This is a genomic window from Microcystis sp. M_QC_C_20170808_M9Col, assembly GCF_007095495.1.
GTDB classification, from domain to species: domain Bacteria; phylum Cyanobacteriota; class Cyanobacteriia; order Cyanobacteriales; family Microcystaceae; genus Microcystis; species Microcystis aeruginosa.
The window spans coordinates 1-23902 of sequence record NZ_SFBZ01000143.1 but is presented as its reverse complement, the minus strand read 5'-3'; the positions used below and the strand labels follow the sequence as shown (position 1 = coordinate 23902).

Below are 23902 nucleotides of genomic sequence, written 5' to 3'. Positions count from 1 at the left end.
TAAGACCAGAACAGAGTAAATCTGTTAAGGCAGGTGCGAAAAATCCTTCGGGAAAGAAGCAGAAACCTAAATCGTGAGGTTTGGGAATCACCGTCCGTTTACGGCGGTGAGGATGTCAATGAATCTACTAATGACTTAAACGGCGCAACAGACCTAGGTTTTCCGCTCCATACCCCAGACGAATCCCAGGCATCTTGATTAAATGTAACATCGAGTACCCAATGGAGACTATAGCGTTTCTCAATCTCATGAGGTACACCAAAATCTTAACTCCTGAATCCCGAATCCTGACTCCTGACTCCTGACTCCTGACTCCTCAAAACCTAAGACTCTGTACCTCACAACTATGGGAATTGCTATATTTTCAATACTCCAATGTCTGCGAATCACCTCGGCGTGTTTTTGGGCATCCGCTGCTAAACTACTGATGAAGAAGCGAATTTCTGTAGTAGTTTTATTCCACAATTAGCGGACACTGCGAACCATGACTACTGCAGCTCTAACCAGTAATTTAGATAGGTCAATGGCTTATCAGTTTACTGTTCACTGTTTACTGATTACTTGTTCACTGATTACTGTTTACTGATGCTGGTTAAGGCCTTAAATTTGCGCGATGAAGCGTGAAATGCTATAAAAATCTCAGTCCTCCCTATAGAAAAGAGTAGAAACTTTATGGCACGCACCGAGTCCACAATGTTAGATCTGGGGACAAAAGCTCCCAGTTTTGCCTTACCCGATGTGGTTTCGAGTGAAACTATCTCTCTGGACAGCTTTGCGGCTAAAACCGCTCTGTTAGTCATCTTCCTCTGTGAACATTGTCCCTTTGTTAAACACATTCAAGAAGAACTTACCCGTCTAGGTCGCGATTATGCTAATACCAATCTGGGCATCCTCGCAATTAGTTCTAATGACGTGGAGAAATATCCCGATGATTCGCCCGAAAATTTGAAAAAAATGGCGATAACCCTTGACTTTAAATTCAATTTATGCTATGACGAAAGCCAAGAAGTGGCGAAAGCTTACACGGCAGCCTGTACTCCCGATTTTTTCCTCTTTGATAGTCAGCGCAGCCTAGTCTATCGCGGTCAATTGGATGATAGTCGTCCTAGTAATGGAATACCGGTGACAGGCAAAGATCTCCGCGCCGCTATTGACAAGGTTTTAACCGGTCAACCAGTGCCGACGGACCAAAAACCGAGTTTAGGCTGTAATATCAAATGGAAACCGGGTAATGAGCCACCCTATTACGGTTAATTAACGAAGGGTGTAGGGTGTGGGGAAGTGGGGAAGTGGGGAAATGGGGAAATGGGGAAATGGGGAAATGGGGAAGCTGTCTCATCACCCTATCGCCCCAAAACCCTATCACCCTATCTCCTGAATACTGACGACCGACGACCGACTCCTAACCCCACCAACAAGCTTTTTGCCGCAAATCCTACTTATGAGACTATTTCAACAGCGTAACCGATTGCTGTGCTAATAGGGCAGTACCATAGGCCGCTTGCTCCTGTTTAGACAAAAGCACGGGAACCCCTAAATGACGCTGACGAATTATTCTCCAAGTCGAATTTTTTGCCCCACCACCGGCACTATAAACTCGCTCTAATTTATTGGCTCCCAATTCCTGTAAACGCTGATAACCTAAAGCTTCAATGCGGGCAATACTTTCTAGTAACCCATGCAAAAATTCTCGAGGATTATCGGGCCGGGGAGTCAGTTTCACGGGTAAAAAAGGATCATTAATTGGAAAGCGTTCGCCCGCTTTTAGTAGAGGATAATAATCTAAATTACTTTCTTTTTGTCCATCTATTGCTAAACTATAATTTCTCAATTCTTGATCAGAAAAAAACTTCTTTAACACTGCTCCTCCCGTATTGGATGCCCCACCGGTTAACCACAAATTTCCTAAACGATGACTATAGATGCCATAGTTACTATCATCAACTTTCTGGCTACTTAATAATTTTAAGACTAAAGTTGAACCTAAAGATGTCACTGCATCCCCTAAAGAATTAGCACCACTGGCTAAAAATGCCGCTATGCTGTCGGTGGTTCCCGTATAAATTAAACAATCTTTCGGGATAGCAAAACGAGTCACTAAATCCGGTTTAATAGTATCGATCGCTGTACCTGGGGCAAAAATTTGCGGTAATAAATTAAACATCGGTAAATTCTCTAACCAATCGGGATAACAGAGATTTTCGAGATCATAACCTAACTTTAAGGCATTGTGATAATCACTAATTCCCAGTTTACCGTGCAGGAGAAATGCTAACCAATCCGCTTGGGAGAGAAAATAACGCGCTTGCGAAAAAATTTCTTGTTCACTCCACCAAAGTAATTTAGCTAAACTGGAGGTAGCAATAATCACGGGATGGTGAGGAGGTGCTATAGCTTTAATTGCTTCTAAAAACCCAATTCCTCGCCCGTCATTGTATAATATGGCCTCAGAAAGAGGATTACCCCAATTATCACATAATAACACCGTCGAGGAAGTACCATTAATCGCGATCGATTTAAGTTCTGAACGCACCGAATCCCCTAGATTATCCAATAAATAAAATAGGGCCTTTTGCCAATCCTGAAAATTGGCATTAGTGAAAGGATAATGAACCTCAGCGACGATATTTTTGCTAGAATCAATAGCAATCGCTCGCGCTCCCGATGTGCCAAAATCAATACCTAAAGATAAACCCATAGATGTCTTCACAACCCCCTCATTCTGGCTACCATTGGGATGGTATCACTCCCCGATTCTTTGAAGGTTGGTACTTCCGAGTCATGATTCCGCAATTAGCCGACGGATTCGCCTTTATGTATTCTATTCAAGACCCAAGCGGCGGTCAAGTCAATAGCGGCGGAGCGGTACAAATTTTAGCCATAGAATCTAATTATCTTTGTCGCACTTTTCCCGATACGGATAAATTTTGGGCAAGTCGTCAGCAATTAGCCATTATCCATTGGGGAAAAACTAACTTAAAAATCCGTCCCTGTCTCCTTTCCCCGTCAGCTTTTTTCGAGTCTGTTCAAGAGGGTTATCAAGCAACGGCAAACCAGCAGCAAGGACGAATTTATGATCCCGTCACTGGAGAAATCTGTCAATGGGATTATCGCGTTGAAACTAGGTACAGTTGGGGAGATAACAAGCGTTTACCCCAAGCAACAGCAGGAATATTATCTTATTTACCGATTTTTGACCCGGGTTGGCAGATTTTAACTGCTCATGGTTTAGCAACGGGAATGATTACCTATGGGGGAAAAAATTACCAATTTGAGAATGTACCTTTTTATAGCGAGAAAAATTGGGGTTATTCTTTCCCCGAAAAGTGGTTTTGGATTAATTGTAATGCTTTCCCTGAAAATCCCGATTTAACCTTAACCGCAGTGGGTTCTACCCGGAAAGTTCTCCACTGGACGGAATCGGTGGGAATTATCGGTATTCACTGGCAAAATCGCTTTTATAAGTTTGATATCTGGAATTCTCAACTAACTTGGACAGTGCAACCCTGGGGATACTGGGAAATGAGGGCAACCAACGAGAATTATACCATTGTCTTAATCGGTATCAGTGATCATCCTCCCGATCGCGTGCGTGTACCCACAGAAAAAGGTCTCTGTTTTGCTTGTCAAGATACCCTCAAAGGTAAATTATCGATAAAATTGGCTGATAGTCGTGGTAAAACCCTTATAAATAGCTCTAGTGGTCTAGCTGGTCTCGAAATTGGCGGTATTTGGCCATCAGCTTGGATCAAACACTTGTGACCTAACATCTTAAGAGTCACTGATAATTGCTGATTGTCGGTATTGCTGCATAAGTGCGTAAAAGCTGATAGGACAACGAACGGAAAAAATATAGATTGTCAAGGTGCGACAAATCGCTATAATCGTTCCAGCAGAGGCGATAATAATCCCTCGACATCCATTTGTTAATGATCGCTAATGATTAGACAAACTCGGTTTTCAGCAAGCGGTTTCGAGACAGCGAACCCGTGAGTTTCCCGGTGGATCGTTGATCGAGCCTCCACGGGCCTTTTTTTGGAGTTGATCGAACCATGTTGCAAGGATGGATTCAAATCGCGCTCACGATCCTGATAATCGTGGCGATCACCCCCTTTTTCGGGCGGTATATGGCTAGGGTGTTCATGGAACGGAGAACCCTACTCGACCCACTGTGCGATCGAGCCGAGAGTCTTCTTTATACCTTCGTCGGAGTGAAAGGGAAAGAGAATATGACCGGCTGGCAGTACGCCCGCGCCGTTCTCTACAGTAACGCGGTAATAGCAATTCTGGTTTTTTCCCTGATTGCGGGCCAAGGAGTCCTTCCCCTCAACCCGACGGGGATCCCCGCCCCTTCTTGGGACACCACGCTACATACGACGATTTCCTTTATCACCAACAGCGACCAACAGCATTATTCCGGAGAAACCACCCTCAGCTACGGGAGTCAGATATGGGGTCTCGGGTACCAGATGTTCACCTCGGCCGGAACCGGTCTAGCGGTGGGGATCGCCTTTATTCGGGGATTGACGGGGCGACCGTTGGGCAATTTCTATGTGGATCTGATCCGAGCGATCACCCGTATCCTCTTACCGATCTCGATCGTGGGGGCAATTGCCCTGATCATCGCCGGAGTCCCGGAAACCCTCGCGGGCCCGGCGATCTTGCCGACGCTAGAAAACCCCAACCTCAGTCAGGCGATCGCCCGCGGTCCAGTGGCCCACTTCGAGATTATTAAGGAATTGGGAGAAAACGGCGGTGGCTTTTTTGCCAGCAACTCGGCCCACCCCTTTGAAAACCCGAACGGATTCGTCAATCTGGTGCAGTTGGTAGCGATTCTCTCGATTCCCACCTCCCTGATCTATACCTACGGGGTTTTCGCCGATAATCTCAAGCAAGCTCGGTTAATCTATCTAATTCCCCTCGGTATCTTCATCGGCTTTACGATCATCACAGCGATCGGGGAATACAATGGCAACCAGGCGGTTAACTCCCTGCTAGGGGTGGAGCGAGCGGTTAACTTCGAGGGGAAAGAAGTACGCTTCGGTTGGGCGCAATCGGCCCTGTACGCGGTAACTACCACGGCCACCATGTGCGGTGCGGTGATCGCCATGCACGATTCCTTGATGCCGAACGGCGGCTTCGTCACCCTCTCGAATCTGTTCCTGCAAATCGTTTTCGGCGGCCAGGGAACCGGCACCGCCTACCTGTTTGCCTATCTGATCCTTGCGGTATTCGTCACCGGGCTAATGGTGGGGCGAACCCCCGAATTCCTCGGGCGCAAAATCGAGAAACGGGAAGTGGTGTTAGCGAGTTTTTTAATTCTGCTGGTTCACCCGATCGCCATCCTCATCCCCGGAGCGATCGCCCTTGCCTTTCCCGACTTTCAGGGCATCAGTAACCCCGGCTTTCACGGATTATCTCAAGTTATCTACGAGTACGCTTCCGCCGCCGCCAATAACGGGTCGGGATTCGAGGGACTAGGGGATTCCCAACCCGCGCCGCTTGCGATCGCGGCTGGGGCGAAACCGACGATTACCGCTCTCTGGTGGAATCTGAGCGCCTGCTTCAGTTTACTGGCTGGACGGTATATCCCGATCGCCGCCCTGCTCTTGTTAGCCGATGGGATGTCCCGCAAACAACCGGTTCCCGCCACCACCGGAACCCTCCGCACCGATACCGGACTCTTTACCAGCGTGACGGCGGGGGTGATTTTAATTCTCGGTGCGCTGACTTTCTTGCCGATATTAGCCCTCGGGCCGATCGCGGAAGCCTTTCAAATCACGCGGATGATCGGCTAGGAGTTTGGATAATTTATGAGAACGAACAAAGGAAATTCTAAATCCTCCCGCCCGTTGCGAGTGCCGAGAGGTCGCCGGGACGACCGCCGCCATACCCCCAAGGTAAACCGGACTGGTCTCTATCAACGCGCGATCCGGCAGTCCTTCCTCAAACTCGACCCGCGCATCGCCGTGCGTAACCCGGTCCTGTTCGTGGTCTGGTTAGGAACGATCATCACGGCCCTGGTCACGATCGACCCGCATCTATTCGGCACGATCGCCGGGGATAGGGGACAACAACGGCTACTTAACGGCATCATCACCCTGATCCTCTTCTTCACGGTGCTGTTCGCCAACTTCGCCGAGGCGATCGCCGAGGGACGGGGAAAAGCCCAGGCCGATGCCCTGCGCTCCACCCGCAGCGACACGATGGCCCGGAAAATCCTTGCCGACGGCTCGATCGAGTCGGTCAGTTCCACGGCCTTGGGTCGGGGCGATCGGGTAAAACTGGTGGCCGGGGACGTGATTCCCGCCGACGGGGAAGTGATCGAGGGAATCGGTTCGGTGGATGAATCGGCGATCACCGGAGAATCGGCCCCCGTCCTCAAACAACCCGGAACCGACATCGCCAGTTCCGTCACCGGCGGCACCAGGCTTCTCTCGGACGAGTTGACAGTGCGGATCACTCAAGATCCCGGCCAGGGTTTTATCGATCGCATGATCTCCCTCGTGGAAGGGGCCGAGCGCACGAAAACCCCCAACGAGATCGCCCTGACGGTACTTCTGGCCGTGTTAACCCAAGTCTTTTTAATTGTCGTCGCCACGATTCCCTCGATCGGGAACTATATCGCCGGTTTCCTGGAAACGAGCCTCGGGCCGGCGGTTGCGGATACCTTTCGGGCCGGTTCCAGTATCGCCATCTTGATCTCGCTCCTCGTCGCCCTCATTCCCACGACGATCGGCGGTTTATTGAGCGCGATCGGCATCGCCGGGATGGATCGTGTGGCTCAGTTTAACGTCATCGCCACCTCCGGGCGCGCGGTGGAAGCCTGCGGCGACGTGAATACCCTCCTTCTCGACAAAACGGGAACGATCACCCTCGGAAACCGACTGGCTGACGAATTTATCCCCGTGAACGGTCATAACCTCGAGGAATTAGCCCGCATCTGTCTAGCGGCCAGCCTTTTCGACGAAACCCCGGAAGGACGCTCGATCGTTGCCTTAGCCCGGAATTTGGGCGCGAACCTCGATATCGATGGCCAACCCGGCGAGGGAATCGAATTCTCCGCTCGTACCCGCATGAGCGGCACCGATAGGGCCGGCGAGGAATACCGTAAGGGGGCCGTAGACGCGATTAAAGGTTTCGTCCGTTCCCGCGGTGGTTCCGTTCCCGAAACCCTCGATGAGGCACAGGAAAGGGTTTCCCGTTTGGGGGGGACTCCCCTCGCCGTCTGTCGGGGTAACGATATCTACGGGGTGATCTATCTCAAGGACATCGTGAAGCCTGGATTAAAAGAGCGTTTCGACCAATTACGGCGCATGGGTGTGAGAACGATCATGCTCACCGGCGACAACCAGATCACGGCGGCGGTGATCGCGGCGGAGGCGGGGGTGGATGATTTTATCGCCGAGGCCACCCCAGAAGATAAGATCGAGGTGATCCGTCGCGAGCAAGCCAAGGGCAAGTTAGTTGCCATGACGGGAGACGGAACCAACGACGCACCCGCACTGGCCCAGGCTAATGTCGGTGTGGCGATGAACTCCGGAACCCAAGCGGCGAAGGAGGCGGCCAATATGGTGGATCTCGATTCCGACCCGACCAAGCTGATCGATTTAGTGACCATCGGCAAACAGTTACTCATTACCCGCGGCGCCCTGACCACGTTTTCGGTAGCTAACGATATCGCCAAGTATTTCGCCATTATCCCGACGATTTTCGCCGCCGCCGGGATCGGTGCTTTAAACATTATGGGTTTGAAAAGCGCTCAATCGGCGATCGTATCGGCCCTGATCTACAATGCCCTGATTATCCCCGTTTTGATTCCCCTAGCACTTAAAGGCGTTCAATTTCGCCCGCTCACTGCTGACCAACTATTGCGGCGCAATATCCTCATCTACGGCGTGGGGGGCGTGATTGCCCCGTTTATTGCTATTAAGATTATTGATGAGATAATTTCAGCGATCGGGTTGAGGTAATGGGAAAATCGGCAATATTTAAGCCTAGTTTATTCGGATTGAAGCACTCGAATCGGGATTTTACCCAAAAAGAAACATGGGGGAAAAATCAATTTAATTCCTCATTTCCAGCTTCTTTGTGCGCTTACTTAGATGGGAAAGGACTGAAAAATGTATATCTGAAACTCGATGAAAATTTAAAAATTCAACCTGCGGAGTTAAGTACAAAAGAGTTATACGGTCTAGCTCCCGATTCCGATAATTTATTTTATGCTTTCGAGAGTCAATTTAGAGGAGGGAGCAAAATGATCACAATCGATTTATTTGCTGGTTGTGGTGGTTTATCTTTAGGTTTCCAGAAAGCGGGGTTTACTATTGTGGCCGCATTTGATAATTGGATACCTGCTATAGATGTCTATAGAAATAACTTTAGTCATCCGATATTTAATGTCGATTTATCTAGAGAATCTAGCCAAGAAATATTGGCTCAATATAATCCTGAGATTATTGTCGGCAGCCCTCCTTGTCAAGACTTTTCCAGTGCGGGTAAGAGAGACGAGGGTTTAGGACGAGCGAATCTAACGCTCACATTCGCCGAAATTGTAACTGGAGTAAGTCCCCAATGGTTTGTTATGGAAAATGTGGATAGAATTGAGAAAAGTAAAATACTCACTCAAGCAAAACAAATTTTTAAAAGCCATGGTTATGGTTTAACTGAAAAAGTTATTAATTCTTGTTACTGCGGAGTTCCTCAAACTAGAAAAAGATATTTTCTGATCGGTAAAATGAAGGAAGAAGATGATTTTTTAATCGATGAGATCAATGAAAATCTATCAAGTCAACCTCTGACTGTATTTGACTATATGGGCAAAGAATTAGATATAGAATACTATTATAGACATCCTAGAAGCTATCAAAGAAGGGCGATATTCAGTATGTATGAACCTAGCCCTACTATTCGAGGAGTAAATCGACCAGTTCCCAAAACCTATCGACAACATCCCGGTGATGCTTGTCATCTTAAGGAAAAATTAAGACCGCTAACAACGAGGGAGCGAAGCTATATTCAAACTTTTCCTAAAGACTTTATTTTTACAGGAACAAAATCTAATCTAGAACAAATGATTGGCAATGCTGTTCCTATTAATTTGGCTAGATATGTAGGCCAATGTATTCTTAACTATGACTTGAAAAAGGGGAACAAGACAACCTATCGACAACTACAGCTAAGTAAGTGGCTATAATTAAATTGAAAATAGATTTTGTCTTTGATCCCCCCTTAATCCCCCCTTGATAAGGGGGGTGTCGATCCCCCCTTAATCCCCCCTTGATAAGGGGGGTGTCTGATAATTTTTGACAACTACAGCTATTTTCTTGATTTACTGGCAAAAACAAATCTCCAAAAAACTCTAATTCTTATGAAAGCAGCCCCTAGAAAATACCGATTTTTTGGGTACATTTTCTTAAATTTCTGTCTAACAATTCTTTTCTCCTCCATCGTTCAAGCTTCTACGGGAAGCACTATCGATAGGGGGCAAGCCTTCGCATTAACCCTTTTAGGATTAGTCGCCTTTGCTTTATTTATCTATCTGTTCTTGGTCATCTTTGTACCGGAGAGGTTTTAATCATGAGTTTTGCACGCGAGGCCGGTAGAGCCATCCGTTCTACCCTAGTTCTCTGGGTGATCACTGCGCTGATCTATCCTTTCTCGATGATCGCCATCGGTCAAATTCTTTTTCCCTGGCAAGCGAACGGGAGTTTGATCACCAATAATCAAGGTCAAGTGGTGGGTTCGGCTCTAATTGGGCAACCTTTCACCAGCGATCGCTATTTTAATAGTCGTCCGAGTACCACCAACTACAGTACGGCCGATCCGAAAAACGATCCTAACAAAGTCCTGCAAACCGGAATTTCGGGGGCGAGTAACCTAGCTCCCAGTAACCCCCTGTTGATCGAGCGAATTAAAGGAAAACCCGATCCCGACCCGCAAAAAGCACTGGAGGGGGAGATTCCCCGATTAGAGAAAGCGACAATTAAACCCACCGCAGCTCTGGTGTACACCTCCGGTTCTGGTCTTGATCCCCATATCACCCCGGAGGCCGCCAGAGCGCAGATCGAGCGGGTGGCGCGGGTGCGGGGATTACCGACGAATCAAGTGGAGATCCTCGTTACCAAAAACACCGACGAGCGCTTTCTCGGCATCTTCGGCGAACCGGGGGTTAACCTGCTGAAACTGAATTTGGCTCTAGATGCGATCGCAAATACCCGATAGGGTTTCTGATGCTAAATCCTGTTTAAAAGGTATAGGAAAGTGGGAAGAGAGAGTTTGCCTTTAAAAACCCCAAGTTAGTAGATTTACAAAAATGGGATGCAGCCGCTAAAAAACTAACTGGGAGAGTATTGTTTAGCTGATCTTACCTTGAGATTCACATTGAAAACCTTCATCGCGCCAAGCTTCCAAATCAACGGAATTTAAGAGAATGACTTGCCCACAGGGGGGATAGATCAATTGTCCCACAAAAGCCCAAATTATACTTCTAGTCACATCTAACCCAGTTTTTAGCTTTGATTCGTGATTACCGGGGATACCAATTTCTCGGACTGCATCGATTTCTACTGCTATACCGTGGGATTGCAAGTGAATTTCTGCTAACCATTTAGCGCGGGGTAAATGAGTAGGAGAGGTGACAACTTTTACTTTATGTACTCCCCATTGTTTTAAAATTGGCACGGCAAAGAAAAAATTGCCGAAGGTAGAATCAGCACACTTTTCTAACCAGACGTTAGTTTTTGGCGCTTTTGCCCGTTCAAATAGTAATAAAATACAGGGGTCTTTCGAGCCTTCGGAAATCAAAATCGGTATATTGGGGTATTGCTGGGCCAGATTAGCTGCATAAATTTCCCGACGAATGCTGCCCCCCAAAACTAAGATGGCATCAATGGGTTTTTGTTGATTAATTGGCAAGCGGACGGCTAAATTAATCGCTAGATTAAGGATAATAAACCCAAAAACCAGAATCAGAGTTAGTTTTAACCATCTTTGCCAATTTCGGTGTTTACGCACAAAATTTTTCGATTTTTTCCCCATTGTTTAGAGACGATGTAACAATTGTGCTTTGATAATTTTTTCTGCGGGGTTGAGTTTAACTAATTGTGAACCTGTCCCGTCTTTACCCGTAACTGTCACAGTCTCTACCTCTAAGGGTAGTTTTCGATTCTGATTGGTACTTAATAACACTATACTCCCCTCCCAGGCCGCTACCATGGCCGCTAAACTATCCTGTTTGTTGACGAATTGTAAAGCGGGTGAACCAAGATCGCCTAATTGTGATAGGCGTAAATTCTCGATCGCCAGTCTTTTCCCGTAACCTAATCCCGAAATCAGCAGCAGATTTTGCCGATGAGGGAGAGAAACACAGCCGGCTAGATGTTCCCCGTAGCGCAATCGCAAAATTGCTAAACCCTGAGCGGATTTACTCATCATTGGCAATAATTCCTCGCGCACGGGATAACGCAACACCCGACCGCTACTGGTGGCGATCGCTAAGTCCAGACCCTCGTGAGTAAAAATAGCGCCATACAGGCGATCATCTTCTTTCAATTTCATGAGGGACAAACCCCGAATACCAACCCCCTCTAATTCATCGATGGGAAGCCGCTTTATTCGCCCCTGTTGACTCAGTAAAAGCAATTCTTGATTTTTTTGAGGTTCCGTCAAGAAAAATTGATTTAATACGGCTTCTGAATCTTTTTGGGCGGTTTTGGTCAGCAGACTGGAGATTAACACTGGTTGATTGTCTTTTGGAGGAACTTCCCGGGTAGCAATCGGGTAAGCTTTAGCATTATCGAGGATAACTAGGAAATTTTCCCGTTTTTCGATCGCCTGTTGATAGATAATTAAACCCCGGTCCGGCGCTCGCTCTTCTGGTGTCGTCCAACTAATTTTATCTTCGGCATCAAGCAATAAAATCGCATTTTCTGGGGGTTCTTGGGGCGTAAATAGGCTTAAACTCGGTGCATTCTCACTCTCAGACTTTTTCTTAACTTTATTCTCCTGTTTTTTAACAACAGAATCCTGTTTCTTCCCTTCTGACTTGAAAGAGGGTGTGGGGTGTGGGGTGTGGGGTGTGGGGAAGGAAACCTCTTTCATCTGTGGGGGTGAAAATTTTTTCATCGGGACTGTCTCCTGTTTTTTAACCACAGAATCCTGTTTCTTCCCTGCTGTCTCCTGTCTCCTGTCCCCCGACTTGCCAGTGGGAATTTTTGTCCGTCTGCTATCGGCGAATTTTTTCTTTAAAGAGCGCAATTCTTTTTTCAGAGACTTGAGAAACTCCTGACGGTTATGGAGGAGAGTTTCCAACTGTTGAATTTTTGTTTGTAATTCCGTCGCTTCCGTCTCTAACTTTTGTCTTTCCAAACCGGTTAAACGACGTAGGGGCATAGCCAAGATAGAATCAGCTTGAGCGTCACTAATGCCCAATTCTGCCTGAAAACGGTACTTAGCCGTCGTCCCATCGGGAGCATTTTTGAGAATATCCACCACGCGATCGATATTCTGCAAAGCTAATAATAAACCCTCCACTAGGTGTAAGCGATCGCTGGCCTGTTGCAACTCATCGCCATACTGACGGGTGAGAGTCGTTTCTCGAAAGCGCAAGAATTCCTGTAAAACTTGTTTTAACGATAACTGCCGGGGTTGATTATCGACCAAAGCGAGCATAATCGCCCCAAAATTAGTCTGTAGGGCCGTTTGTTGGTATAAAGCCGCCAAAACCTGCTGCGGTTGACTTTCCCGCTTTAATTCAATCACCACCCGAATGCCTTCGCGATTACTTTCATCGCGGATATCGGCAATTCCCTCCAATTTCCCTAAATTGACTAATTCGGCGATTTTTTCGATCCATGCCGCCTTATTCACCTGAAAAGGCAACTCAGTAACCACAATTGCCGTCCTTTCCCTTCGGCGCTTGCCCTCAATGATAATTGTTTCAGTTTTCGCCACTCCGCGCACGGGAATAATCCCCCTACCGGTGCGATAAGCCTCCCGAATGCCGGTATCATCTAAAATCTCGCCTCCCGTGGGAAAATCGGGACCGGGGATAATTTCTACTAACTTTTCCTCGCTTAAATCGGGATTATCAATCAAAGCGATTAAACCTTCCACCACTTCCCCTAAATTATGGGGAGGAATATTAGTCGCCATCCCCACCGCAATACCTGAACAACCATTAAGAATCAGTATCGGTAACTGAGCGGGTAAAACAACGGGTTCCTGTTGAGAATTATCAAAATTACTGCTAAAATTAACGATAGCTTCGCTAATTCCCCCCAAAACCGCCTGATCACCGATGCCGGCCAAACGGGTTTCTGTATAACGCATGGCCGCCGGGGGGTCGTTATCGATCGAACCAAAGTTACCATGGCCCGATAAAAGTGGGTAACGACTGGAAAAATCCTGTACCATACGAACCAGTGCCTCGTACACTGACTGATCGCCGTGGGGATGATATTTACCCAAGACATCCCCCACCACCCGCGCACATTTGCGAAAAGGGCGATCGGGAGTTAAACCCAGTTCGTGCATAGCGTATAATATGCGACGATGTACTGGTTTTAGTCCATCGCGTACATCCGGCAAGGCTCGCCCCACGATCACACTCATGGCATATTCTAGATAGGATCGTTCCATCTCTTGGTGTAAGGCCGTGGGTATAATTTGACCACTAGCTAAGAAATCCAGTTGTTTGGCCATGAGTCTCTCGTTTTCAATCTGTCTAGCTGTGAATCATAAGGCATTTTGCCCGTTTTAACCTTGTTTATCCCTGAGCATCCCTATGACGACTGTTTTGATTGTAGAAGACGACCCGATTAATTTTCGCGTTTTTGCCAAAATTTTGACCAAACGAGGTGGTCTAGAGGTTAAAGGGACCGAAGACGTGGAAGAAGTGCTTCGTATTGCTCGGGATAAGGAAGCGGACGTGATCTTAATGGATGTCTCCCTCTCCCATAGTGTCTATGAAGGGAAAGCGGTAGATGGCATTAAAATCAGCCAAATTCTCAAAGCTAACCCCGAAACCGCCGATTTACCCGTTATTCTCGTCACCGCTCACGCTATGGAGGGCGATCGAGAGAATTTTCTCAAGCAGAGTCAGGCCGATGGTTATATTTCTAAACCAGTGGTTGATCACCAAGCTTTTGTTAATCAAATCTTGGCGATCATCGATCAGAAGCTGGTCTAAGCTTTGAGTCTTCTTTTGTTAGTATATCAGTATTGATCTGGGGTTGGCTGAATAAATCTTAAAACCTTATTGGGTAAGACTTTTAGACCTTTTGTCAATCAAAAAGTACCGGCGACGGAAGTGATTGGGGGGAAAATCCCTGGACTTTTCCCCTGAAAATTAGGTAATTGACCCCCTCAAAATCTGTAAAACCCTACACCCCACACCCTGTCCCCACAAGAAACTTTTTGCCGCAAACCCTACTTAATCCTCCACTCTGCCATAGATGGCGTAGGCTCGATCGAGCGACCAGGCCCACATCTGATCCCCTAGGGAAAAATGCCACCATTCCCCCTTATGTCGGCTAAATCCCGCCTCCTCCATCACTTTAGCCAATAAAACTCGTTTTTGATGATAACTCTGTTCTCGCGGGCTTTTTGCGGCGATATAATAATCGGGATGCGATCGCTCACTGATCTCATCGATTTCTCCCCCCATGTCGATGGCTTGTCCCTTCTCGTCCACCAGGGTAATATCGATCGCCGCTCCGGTACTATGGGGAGGCGGAGTGGCGGCATTATCGCTGGGAACCGCCCAAATAGTGTAAACTTCTGTTAAAATCGCTTGACTTTCTGCCTCTGATAGTTCCTCTTTGGCTAATCCTTTTGTGTCTAGGAGAGTCTGAAAACTATAATCGACCATAAATTGTTGCACTTCCACCGGTCGATAGGCATCAAAAATCAGAATTTGCCAACCGGGTTGATAGACTTGCAGACGGTTTTGAGCGTCAATCAGAGCATTTAACACCCCTTGTCGCAAAAAATAGGGAGATTTACCCCGATAATTAGCCCCTAATTTCTCGTAAGCGTGGGGAGAAGGGATAACAAATTTATCTGCGGGTATAGGTACTAGGGGTTCCCCACATTCACGAATAGGAATTTTTTGGTAGGGTTTCATCTCGTCATCGGGAAACAGTAATTTTATTGATGGTCCACTCGATCGCCAGTTTACATAGGGTTTGCGGCAAAAAGTTTTTCGTGGGGGTAGGGTGTGGGGTGTGGTAATTTTCAGGGAAAAAGTCCAGGGATTTTCCCCCCAATCACTCCAATGGTCGGCACTTTTTGAGGGAAAAAAAGTCTAAAAACCTTATCCAACAAGGTTGTTAGATTTATTCAGCAAACCCTACATAAACCCGTTATTCCTCCTCCTCAACGGTTGTAGGGAATTTCATACTGGCCCAAGTTAACTGTTTTTGCGGGTCTTTTTCCGGTTCACTAAAACTCTCTTTGAGTTGTTCTTTCACCTGAGCAATATTGCCACTTTGAGCAGCATTCTTTAGATCATAGACATAACGAGCATTTTCGATCGCTTCCTCTTTACTACGAGAACTAGACTCAAAGCATTTTTCTAGGTCTTTGTAAATACCCTTTCGAGAGATTTTGAGAAAATATTGACGTTCTGTATCGATAAGTTTAGCCAATAATTCTAGGTGCATGGAATCCTCGGCACAGATATCCGCGAGTATATCCCATTCTTCACTCCCCAAAAGATTATTATCCGCCCCCGGTCGCGGGTCTTGAAAAGTTTCTCCAGTCACTTGTTTATAAATCTTCGGTAATTGGTCATCAAATTCGTGCTTTTCTTCCCTCCAAATCCGGCGAATTTCGCTGAGTTCCTCCGTGGTAATTAGGGTAATATCTTTCATCTCCTCTGGGGCATTAGTACGCACGCTCTCCTGAGCTTCTAATACTCTTCTCAGCCAATATTCCCGCCATTTTTTAGTATAAGGACCGGGTATGGGTTCGATCGATATTTCTCCATTTAAGTTTCTTTCAAATAATTGTACTTTCCCAAAGATACGGCGAAAATCCCGTTTTGGTCGGTCATCTTCTATATCTAATTCGTTGCGAAGGTCTAAAAGCGGTTGTAACCATTCTTTTTCTTGGTCATTCTGTATCATTGCCTCCATCGATTTATCTTTATTCACCAACGTACACACCCAACAACCTAAACGCGAATCTCCACAGCTAGGAGTGGAAGTATCTACCACTAGGGGACATTCATTATCCGCAGTCGCTCCTCTATACATTGCTAATAATTCTTTGTTATCTCCTCCCCAGGGATTTTCCCACTGCATTAAGTACATCCATACTTCATCAGTACGCCAATCTTCTAAAGGGCTATAAATAATTGCATTGGGAAGGCTACCACTATAGCGCAATGGTTTACTAATATTCTCCTTAAGATTAAGTTGTTCTTGAAAGCTATTAATTTCATATTTATTCATTGTTGAAGCACGTTTATTACTCTCAGCCTTTCTTGTACCGAGCATAAGAATAACTTCGCCATTTTCTCGAATTTGCTGACGAATAAAATGATTTGTTGGTGTTATCTTTAGTCTTTCAGTACACCAACGAAATCCATGACGAGGTGCAGGATAGCCTTTACCAATTAAACAAGTCCAAAAAGTATCTTTTATTTCTGGGCGTAATAAATAAGGTTCTACAGGCATCTGCTGCATTTTAGCTTCATTTTTCATTCTGGCTAAAGATTGTTTAACCCAAGTAGATACAAGAGGATTTTCAACTTGAGTATCTGTAGTCATTACATAAATTTTTTTATGACGCTCCTCGATGGAAAGTTTGCTGATTGCATTCCAAATTAACTGAACAACAGCACTACTATCTTTTCCTCCTGAGTAACCTATAACAAATGGAATACTGTTAGAAAGATATAAACTTTGAATTTCTTTTGTAATTATTTCAACGTCTATAACAAAGTCATCAACAGTTCTAGAAGGAAAAATATTTATCTGTGTTTGCTCGCCAAAAATAACATTATTTCTCATAAATTTAACCTTTAAATATATTATCTCTATGCCATTTTACGGATTCAAGATTAGGCAGATATTCGTGATTATCAGGCAGTATAAGATTCTCACCATGAAAATCTTTTATAGACTTTGCGTTCGGTGAAACTTCTTCAAAATCTTCTGTGATAATAATTTTGTATTGATTATCAATTGTGAATAATCCTTGATCAAATGCCCAATGATGATTTTTACACAGAGATAAACCATTGTTTATCTGGTTATTATAGAATTTAGCAAAAGGTTTGATATGTGCGCCATCGACAATACTTTGTGTCAAGGAGTGGTTTACTTTAAGACCACAAAAAGAGCATTGATAATTATATATATAAACGACTGCTTTACGAAAAAAAGCACTTCTTATTAAAGATTTTCGTAGGTAGAATTTTTTCTCCTGTTCTACATTATCGAATATTGATAATTCTTCCGTACTTACATCCTGCAAGTTAGTGTTAATAGTCAATATTTCACTAATTTCTTTTTGAGATGATAAAAACCATACTGATATTAAAGTGTCTATTAATTCTTGACGACAATTTTGGTCTTGAAGCAAATTATATAAATCCTCATCTAATGAGGCATATTCTACAGCTAATTTGAGTTTTTTCATTGACTTTGGCTGTAGCCCATTAAAATCTGGCTTTAATCTTAAATACCAGAATCCTTCGCTTTGTAAGTGAAAAAATGGATAATACAACCCCCCCTCGTATTGAGACGATAAAACATTCCAGTATTTATTAAATGTATTAATTAATTCATCCGAAACAAAAATTTTATTTTCCGTGATTAATCCCTGTGAAATTAGATCGATAACTGATAAAAGTAAAATTGGTTTATATTGAGCATTACCTCTTTTTTTACTAACATTAACATTCAAAGATGCGAATCTTTCACAATAATATTTTAAATTGCGTAGGGGAAGACTATCGACCATAGGGGGGGGGAGATATGCGGATAAAAAAAGGAAACTATTACCAGCATACAGAAAAACATCCCACCGAGAGGGAAAAATACAGAAAGCCTAGAGAGATAGTCATAATAACATCGATCGAGCGCGGCTGACAAGCGATCGCAAAATCGAACTTATGTACTATGATCAACCCTTAATGCAACTTTAAAAACCCGCTTCCCACTCCCTCCTGTACCCTTTAAAGAGGATTTAGTATCACTTTCCCGGGTTGAGGGTTTAAGTCCGGTTAGGGATTAAAGAGTAACTCCACCGTCCACGGGTAAAACCACCCCTGTCATATAGGGGTTGATAATCAAACTCAATACTGCTAGGGCGACTTCTTCGGGTTGCCCTAAATGTTCGACAGGTAGAGCAGAAACCGCCCATTTGCTCAGGTCGGAGCGTTCCGAATCACCTTGACTGGTCCAGATACTTGTATCTTCTATTAATCCGGGGGCAACAACGTTAACGCGAATAGGAGCGAGTTCTAGGGCGAGGGCGCGTCCAAATACGGCTACGGCACTATTAGCGGCGGCTATGACGGAAATTCCGCCCATTTTGGAATATTTGAACATAGTGACGCTGGATGTCAGGGTAATAGAACCGTCCTTGGCCAAAGTTTTCAGCGAGCCACGCACTGCTAAAAAGGTTGCCCAGAATTTCTCCATACCTCCCCGGGCCGTTTCTGCGGTCATTTCGGTTAATAAGGCTCGCGGCATATTTCTGTCTCCGAGAGAGGTGACTACTAAATGGTCAAAGTTGCCAATTTCTGCAAAAAAGGCATTAACAGAATCTTCTTCTAAAAAATTAACAGTTTTGGCTTCAATCTCCCCGGAAATTAGGGCAACAGCGGCAGCTAATTTCTCTTGAGAAGCATGGGAAAGCACCACTTTTGCCCCCAGGGAGAGCAATTTTTCGGCAATCGCTAGGTCAATCCCGGAGCTTGCACCAATAATAACGACTTTTTTACCCGATAAGGAATCAAACATTTTTTTTGTCTCCAAAAATTTAAGAAAAACTTACAACTATTACAGTATATTGACTGGCTTTTGGGCAGCAACTAACCAATAAGTTATGGCCGAGGAACTTAGCAAATTATCCAGAGCCTTAATGTTTAAATTATAGGTTTCTTCGTCTAATTTTCCCGATTGCAATTCCTCTGTTAACCAAGACTTAAGATGGCGAAAATGTCTGAACCAGCACTCCTCCGTCACCTCGACAAATTGAACATCTTTAAACCCTGCCTGTTGATAAAGATTTTGATACTCTGCCCTATCTTTGACCGTGTTTGCTTGGGGAACTGTCCAATCCCCTAAAAGTTCCGTTGTGGCAAAACTCATATCTGAGAGAATTAAGGTTCCCCCCGGCTTTAATACTCGCCAAGCTTCTTGCAAGAATTGCCGCCTGGTATTAAAATAAAAAGCCGCTTCTACACAAATAATTTGCTCAAAAGAATGATCGGCAAAATCCATCTCTACTGCGTCCATTAACAGAAATTTACCCTCGGGAAAATTCAAGAGACTTCTGGCAATTTGTGTCGGAGAAATGTTAATCCCCACAATTGCTGTCAATGGGTAATATTTGAGAAGATAATGGGTAGTTGCTCCTAAACCACAGCCAACATCAAGAATTGTTCCCTGTTTGTTGGGAATAAATTCTAAAAGTTTCTCCATCAGAGTAGAGGATGCTTCCTGTTGATCTTGGGTATGGGAGAGCCAATAACCGACATTAAAAAACTCTCTTTCACCATAAAACTCTCGAATCGAAGGACTACAAATTAAATCATCGAATCTACTAATCCATTCATTTTTATCCATTGTTAAACTCACTTAACTGTTTCGGCAAAAACTACATTAGTTTAACACGATTGGGCTTAGTAGAGCGGGAAGTGGGAAGTGGGTTATAGCAATGCTTGCCAAACTCTTGTTAAGGCACTAGATATTGACCGCGTGGCTGAGGCGATATAAAAAAAGGAGCCACACCTTTTCCCTTAGATACCGATAAATTTCCCTTAGAGGTTCAACTAACAGCCCAATTTAATGGTAAAAAAAGTTTTTATCAATTAACCTATAACCATCAATCTATATTATCATATCTGGTGAGGGACAGAAGTTATCGCTTTTGAATTAGGAATGGGGAGCGGAGAACAGGGAAGAAAATTGGCGTACCTGATGACCCTGAATAAAGCTATAAGTGTCACCCATGGGAGTGCGGGTAAGGTGAGTATTTGACTTGAGTAAGACGGCAATATATGTTACTATCACAAGGTAATCGCAGCTATCTTGAAAAAGCTGCTACTCAAAACTAGGAATGACCATGAATTATCCCAATACCGAACAAAGTAAAGCAATCCCCTTCTTTGCTCGTTTTCTATCTGTGGACCAAGACGAGGATCCGACTCCCGATTCCCCCCCCGATTCTGAACCGGCTCCCGTTTGGACTTGGAAATGGCCTTCTGACTGGGAAGATAGTTAATTAATTTAAAGATTGCTTTCAGTGATTCACACAGAAAACAACCACCGCCATAGGTCAAGCAGGAGTAAGATTTATGGCGGTTTTTTGTTGTATTTAGGGTTTGCTGAAAAAGTCAATTTGCCGGTGAGGGCAGCAGGAGAGAGGAGGGAGAAAGTGCTTAGTCAAGTTAAAACTACTCTTCAGCAATTTCGACTTCTTTGGGAGCAATGGGTTCTTCGGCAGCAATTTCTACTTCAATAGCCTTTTTAAGGTTAAGTTTTAGAACTTGAGAAATTGGCAAACCTTCCACCTCATTGATGAGATATTCTTGAGTTTCTGTTTCACGACGTTTGAGATAGACCGTTTTAAGCAGTGCCTCAATGCCATAACCCGTAACAATGTCACCAATAATGGTAGAGATGCCTAAGACCCCAAGTCCACCAATTAGTCCCAGCGGACCGCCTAACCCAAAAAGTGCGTAAATCATCGGATAGGCAGTACCACCGGATGCGGCAACAGCAATAATGAAAATAATGCCGGGGAGTCCAAGAGAAGCAAGTTTTTGAACAACTTCATCCAGAGAAATTCCCCAGGAGACAAGTTTTTTGTTGATTTCTGTGGGATTAATTCCGAGAAAATCATTGGGAATGGCCGTTTCAGTAGTTTCCGTCATTGATGAGACTCCTAAAATCACTAAGTTGGATTGGTTGGTCGGGATTTCATTCATATAAAATCCATGGTAAGGCAAAAGAATACAAATCGGCTGTCTAGCAATCAGATGCCTTGCAGCATTTTACATTAGTCTTACCGTTCACACAACTTGTAGAAAATCGTCAGTTCTTAGATTAAATCCTGTTTAAAAGATAGATGAGATTGGGGAGAAACAATTGATAACTGTGTTTTTCAAGTTGAATTGGGAGTTAACCATAGTCTTAAAAACGGGTTTGGTATCAAATCTCAAGGCAAACTTTTAACTCTTCGGCTAAAATCTGGACATGGGGTTCTACCATAATCGAGACATGATTTCCTAGGACGAAATGAATCTCAACTGGCTCTGTAGAAAATTCACTCCAGCCTAAAGAGGAATCCTCGCAATCTCCAGCTATTAAATCTTTATTTGGATCATCAGCTAATTCCTCACTGGCCCGTATAATCGTAATTTTACCAGGATAAATCTGTTTAGGGAGATAATCAATCAGACATAAACAGCTAGTTTTATAGGCTTGGACAATTTTTTCAAGCTGCCTAGTTTCCGCATTGGGAGGAAGCATATTAGCCAGTTTAAAAAAGTTTAAGGCGTATCTTAATTGTTCCTCCACTGTTAAGAGTTGAAGAGTTTCATAGGAAATATCGATGGTTTTATCTAAATAAACTTCGATACCTTTGCTGACTTCAGCTAACCATCGCGCATGATCCCAATTAATATAATCAAGCAAAATTTGTTTGTCTTTATAAGTTGGTGCTGAAGAATCAATGATTGCTAGTAATGCCACTTGTTCACCCTGATTAACCAACTGTTGAGCCATTTCAAAAGCCACATTACCACCGTAGGAATGTCCTCCCAAAAAGTAGGGGCCTTGGGGTTGTAAATCTTGCATGGCTTTAAGATAAATACTGGCTATATCCTCAATACGAGTGATTTCTCCAAACTGTTGATAGAGATCATTTTCAAAACTGTAGAAAGGTTGATCTTTTCCTAAACAACGTCCTAAATGGTAAAAATAAAATGGTCGTCCCCCGGCCCCAGGGACACAGAAGAAAGGCGGCTTTGAACCATGAGGTTGAATGGGAACCAAATAAGACTGATTAGATGGATCTAAACCGGTTTTAATAATAGTCGCTAACTGTTCAATAGTTGGGTTTTGAAATATTGTAGTTACGGCAATTTCTTTGCCTAACTGTTCTTTAATTTGGGTGATTAAATAAGGAGCTAAAAGGGAATGACCACCGAGGTCAAAAAAGTTATCATGCACGCTAATTTTGTCAATCTTTAGCACTTTTGACCAAATTTGTACTAGGTTTAATTCTAACTGATTACGCGCTTCAATAAATCTGTCTGAATCACTGGGGTTACTAGGAGCTTTTAACGCACGGCGATCAATTTTTCCGTTAGCTGTTAAAGGTAAAAACTCCAGCATCACAAACGCACCAGGAACCATATAACCGGGCAATTTATGGCTAAGAAATTGACGCAAATCGCCACTTGTTAGCTTTACTCCTAGCTTAGGTACAATATAGGCAACTAATTGTTTTTCCCCCGGATTGTCTTCACGAACAATCACACAAGAAGACTGTACCGCCTGATTTTGACTAAGTACAGCCTCAATTTCTCCCAATTCAATACGGAAGCCGCGAATTTTTACTTGATTGTCAATCCGTCCTACATATTCAATATTACCATCGGGTAAATAACGGGCCAAGTCTCCCGTTTTATATAATTTTGACGGCTCATTGCCCCCCTTATTAAGGGGGGTTGGGGGGATCACTTCATCCTTCTCAAAAGGATTAGGAATAAATTTTTCTTGGGTTAATTCGGGACGGTTAAGATAACCTTTGGCTAATCCTGCACCAGCAATATGTAATTCTCCTACTACACCAATCGGGACAGGTTGGAGATTTTTATCCAGCAAATAGATTTGGGTATTGGCAATCGCTTTGCCAATGGGAATAGTTGTGGCTGTAGAAGCTAAGTTTTCCACTAAATACCAGCAAGAAAACGTTGTATTTTCCGTTGGCCCATAGACATGAAGCAACCGTTGCGGCGCACCTTTTTCTAGTACCTCTTGTACCCATTTGGGTTCAACTGCTTCACCCCCAAATAGTAAGCAGCGTAAGTTACTAAAAGCTTGGGGAACTAAATTGGCTAACTGATTAAAAAGTGCTGTGGTTAAAAATAAGACACTAATCCGATTTTCCTTTAAGCTTAGTGCCAATTCTTGGGGTGAGAGCAAAACTGATTTAGCGATAATAATAATCTTAGCACCGTTAAGTAAAGCCCCCCAAATTTCAAAAGTAGCGGCATCAAAAGCAATATTAGACGCTTGAACAACGCGGTCATCAGGAGTAAACTGGATGTAATTAGTATTTAATACCAGTCGATTAACTGCTTGATGAGTGACGATAACACCCTTGGGTATTCCTGTAGAACCAGAAGTATAAATGACGTAGGCTAAATTATCCGCAGAAACTGTGCTGTTCAGATTCTGCTGACTTGCCTGATTAATTTGTTGCCAATCTTTGTCTAAACAGACAACAATAGCCTGATGATTTGGCAAGAAATTCTGTAAAGATTCGCAGGTTAACAGTATTTTAACTTGGGTATCTTGGAGCATAAAGCTAATGCGTTCTTGGGGATAATCTGGGTCAATAGGAACATAAGCTCCACCGACTTTAAGAATAGCCAATAATCCCACAATCATGTCTAAAGAACGCTCTAGACAAATCCCCACTAATTCCTCTG

19 protein-coding genes and 1 pseudogene are annotated in these 23902 nt (G+C 44.3%); 10 read left to right on the top strand and 10 right to left on the bottom strand.

The window, feature by feature from the left end; all coding sequences use genetic code 11:
• The first annotated feature begins 672 nt into the window (after nt 1-672).
• Nucleotides 673-1254, top strand: a complete 582-nt coding sequence (locus tag EWV68_RS08600) for a thioredoxin family protein (RefSeq protein WP_287169498.1) — start codon at nt 673-675, stop codon at nt 1252-1254.
• 193 nt (nt 1255-1447) lie between these two features.
• Here EWV68_RS08600 and EWV68_RS08595 read toward each other — a convergent pair whose 3' ends face one another.
• On the bottom strand, nt 1448-2698 hold the full coding sequence (locus tag EWV68_RS08595) for an FGGY-family carbohydrate kinase (RefSeq protein ID WP_287169496.1): 1251 nt from the start codon (nt 2696-2698) through the stop codon (nt 1448-1450).
• A gap of 2 nt (nt 2699-2700) precedes the next feature.
• Between EWV68_RS08595 and EWV68_RS08590 the strand changes: the two genes are divergently transcribed.
• The 6 genes from EWV68_RS08590 (at nt 2701) to kdpC (ending at nt 10224) form a co-directional block, all read left to right on the top strand.
• Nucleotides 2701-3762, top strand: coding sequence for a tocopherol cyclase family protein (locus EWV68_RS08590; protein ID WP_002796597.1), 1062 nt, complete (start codon nt 2701-2703; stop codon nt 3760-3762).
• A 290-nt stretch (nt 3763-4052) separates the two neighbouring features.
• Nucleotides 4053-5798: a potassium-transporting ATPase subunit KdpA gene (kdpA, locus tag EWV68_RS08585; protein ID WP_287169495.1), complete on the top strand. Its 1746-nt coding sequence runs from the start codon at nt 4053-4055 to the stop codon at nt 5796-5798.
• Nucleotides 5799-5813: 15 nt separating this feature from the next.
• Nucleotides 5814-7973, top strand: a complete 2160-nt coding sequence (kdpB, locus tag EWV68_RS08580; protein WP_287169494.1) for a potassium-transporting ATPase subunit KdpB — start codon at nt 5814-5816, stop codon at nt 7971-7973.
• Nucleotides 7973-9196 (top strand): DNA cytosine methyltransferase, encoded by a 1224-nt coding sequence (locus tag EWV68_RS08575; protein ID WP_287169493.1) that lies wholly within the window; start codon nt 7973-7975, stop codon nt 9194-9196. Before kdpB ends, EWV68_RS08575 begins: the two co-directional genes overlap by 1 nt.
• A gap of 174 nt (nt 9197-9370) precedes the next feature.
• A complete protein-coding gene (locus EWV68_RS21840; RefSeq protein WP_287237465.1) occupies nt 9371-9577 on the top strand; it encodes a potassium-transporting ATPase subunit F in 207 nt (68 codons plus the stop codon).
• Between the two features lie 2 nt (nt 9578-9579).
• Entirely contained in the window at nt 9580-10224 is a 645-nt protein-coding gene (gene kdpC / locus EWV68_RS08570; protein WP_287169492.1) for a K(+)-transporting ATPase subunit C, read from the top strand.
• A 132-nt stretch (nt 10225-10356) separates the two neighbouring features.
• On the opposite strand, the gene EWV68_RS08565 is transcribed toward kdpC, so the two are convergent.
• Together EWV68_RS08565 and EWV68_RS08560 are read right to left on the bottom strand one after the other, a co-directional pair.
• On the bottom strand, nt 10357-11040 hold the full coding sequence (locus tag EWV68_RS08565) for a YdcF family protein (protein WP_061430388.1): 684 nt from the start codon (nt 11038-11040) through the stop codon (nt 10357-10359).
• A 3-nt stretch (nt 11041-11043) separates the two neighbouring features.
• Nucleotides 11044-13704: a DNA gyrase/topoisomerase IV subunit A gene (locus EWV68_RS08560; RefSeq protein WP_287169491.1), complete on the bottom strand. Its 2661-nt coding sequence runs from the start codon at nt 13702-13704 to the stop codon at nt 11044-11046.
• Nucleotides 13705-13786: 82 nt separating this feature from the next.
• On the opposite strand from EWV68_RS08560, the gene EWV68_RS08555 reads away from it, so the two are divergent.
• Nucleotides 13787-14191, top strand: a complete 405-nt coding sequence (locus EWV68_RS08555; protein ID WP_061430386.1) for a response regulator — start codon at nt 13787-13789, stop codon at nt 14189-14191.
• Between the two features lie 243 nt (nt 14192-14434).
• Here EWV68_RS08555 and EWV68_RS08550 read toward each other — a convergent pair whose 3' ends face one another.
• From EWV68_RS08550 to EWV68_RS08530, 5 genes are all read right to left on the bottom strand, one after another.
• Nucleotides 14435-15127: a M15 family metallopeptidase gene (locus tag EWV68_RS08550; protein ID WP_287169490.1), complete on the bottom strand. Its 693-nt coding sequence runs from the start codon at nt 15125-15127 to the stop codon at nt 14435-14437.
• 238 nt (nt 15128-15365) lie between these two features.
• Nucleotides 15366-17018 (bottom strand): DNA phosphorothioation system sulfurtransferase DndC, encoded by a 1653-nt coding sequence (gene dndC, locus EWV68_RS08545; protein ID WP_002794547.1) that lies wholly within the window; start codon nt 17016-17018, stop codon nt 15366-15368.
• 4 nt (nt 17019-17022) lie between these two features.
• Nucleotides 17023-17973 carry an HNH endonuclease gene (locus EWV68_RS08540; RefSeq protein WP_353737385.1) on the bottom strand — a complete coding sequence of 317 codons (951 nt, stop codon included), beginning with the start codon at nt 17971-17973 and terminating at the stop codon, nt 17023-17025.
• Nucleotides 17974-18242: 269 nt separating this feature from the next.
• On the bottom strand, nt 18243-18977 hold the full coding sequence (locus EWV68_RS08535) for an SDR family oxidoreductase (RefSeq protein WP_190722323.1): 735 nt from the start codon (nt 18975-18977) through the stop codon (nt 18243-18245).
• A 39-nt stretch (nt 18978-19016) separates the two neighbouring features.
• Entirely contained in the window at nt 19017-19805 is a 789-nt protein-coding gene (locus EWV68_RS08530; RefSeq protein WP_287169487.1) for a class I SAM-dependent methyltransferase, read from the bottom strand.
• A 78-nt stretch (nt 19806-19883) separates the two neighbouring features.
• On the opposite strand from EWV68_RS08530, the pseudogene EWV68_RS21835 reads away from it, so the two are divergent.
• A pseudogene (locus EWV68_RS21835) lies at nt 19884-20092 on the top strand (MvdC/MvdD family ATP grasp protein); the annotation flags it as partial.
• A 212-nt stretch (nt 20093-20304) separates the two neighbouring features.
• On the top strand, nt 20305-20463 hold the full coding sequence (locus EWV68_RS08525) for a microviridin/marinostatin family tricyclic proteinase inhibitor (protein WP_061430381.1): 159 nt from the start codon (nt 20305-20307) through the stop codon (nt 20461-20463).
• 172 nt (nt 20464-20635) lie between these two features.
• On the opposite strand, the gene EWV68_RS08520 is transcribed toward EWV68_RS08525, so the two are convergent.
• Complete coding sequence (locus EWV68_RS08520) at nt 20636-21115, bottom strand: hypothetical protein (RefSeq protein ID WP_043999063.1); 480 nt, start codon at nt 21113-21115, stop codon at nt 20636-20638.
• 277 nt (nt 21116-21392) lie between these two features.
• Nucleotides 21393-23902: amino acid adenylation domain-containing protein (locus EWV68_RS08515; RefSeq protein ID WP_287169486.1), on the bottom strand; the 2510-nt coding region annotated here is incomplete at its 5' end.

Coding starts and splice junctions, on each gene's coding strand:
- EWV68_RS08600 (WP_287169498.1), top strand. CDS start 673: ATGGCACGCACCGAGTCCACAATGTTAGATCTGGGGACAAAAGCTCCC.
- EWV68_RS08595 (WP_287169496.1), bottom strand. CDS start 2,698: ATGGGTTTATCTTTAGGTATTGATTTTGGCACATCGGGAGCGCGAGCG.
- EWV68_RS08590 (WP_002796597.1), top strand. CDS start 2,701: ATGTCTTCACAACCCCCTCATTCTGGCTACCATTGGGATGGTATCACT.
- kdpA (WP_287169495.1), top strand. CDS start 4,053: ATGTTGCAAGGATGGATTCAAATCGCGCTCACGATCCTGATAATCGTG.
- kdpB (WP_287169494.1), top strand. CDS start 5,814: ATGAGAACGAACAAAGGAAATTCTAAATCCTCCCGCCCGTTGCGAGTG.
- EWV68_RS08575 (WP_287169493.1), top strand. CDS start 7,973: ATGGGAAAATCGGCAATATTTAAGCCTAGTTTATTCGGATTGAAGCAC.
- EWV68_RS21840 (WP_287237465.1), top strand. CDS start 9,371: ATGAAAGCAGCCCCTAGAAAATACCGATTTTTTGGGTACATTTTCTTA.
- kdpC (WP_287169492.1), top strand. CDS start 9,580: ATGAGTTTTGCACGCGAGGCCGGTAGAGCCATCCGTTCTACCCTAGTT.
- EWV68_RS08565 (WP_061430388.1), bottom strand. CDS start 11,040: ATGGGGAAAAAATCGAAAAATTTTGTGCGTAAACACCGAAATTGGCAA.
- EWV68_RS08560 (WP_287169491.1), bottom strand. CDS start 13,704: ATGGCCAAACAACTGGATTTCTTAGCTAGTGGTCAAATTATACCCACG.
- EWV68_RS08555 (WP_061430386.1), top strand. CDS start 13,787: ATGACGACTGTTTTGATTGTAGAAGACGACCCGATTAATTTTCGCGTT.
- EWV68_RS08550 (WP_287169490.1), bottom strand. CDS start 15,127: ATGAAACCCTACCAAAAAATTCCTATTCGTGAATGTGGGGAACCCCTA.
- dndC (WP_002794547.1), bottom strand. CDS start 17,018: ATGAGAAATAATGTTATTTTTGGCGAGCAAACACAGATAAATATTTTT.
- EWV68_RS08540 (WP_353737385.1), bottom strand. CDS start 17,973: ATGGTCGATAGTCTTCCCCTACGCAATTTAAAATATTATTGTGAAAGA.
- EWV68_RS08535 (WP_190722323.1), bottom strand. CDS start 18,977: ATGTTTGATTCCTTATCGGGTAAAAAAGTCGTTATTATTGGTGCAAGC.
- EWV68_RS08530 (WP_287169487.1), bottom strand. CDS start 19,805: ATGGATAAAAATGAATGGATTAGTAGATTCGATGATTTAATTTGTAGT.
- EWV68_RS08525 (WP_061430381.1), top strand. CDS start 20,305: ATGAATTATCCCAATACCGAACAAAGTAAAGCAATCCCCTTCTTTGCT.
- EWV68_RS08520 (WP_043999063.1), bottom strand. CDS start 21,115: ATGACGGAAACTACTGAAACGGCCATTCCCAATGATTTTCTCGGAATT.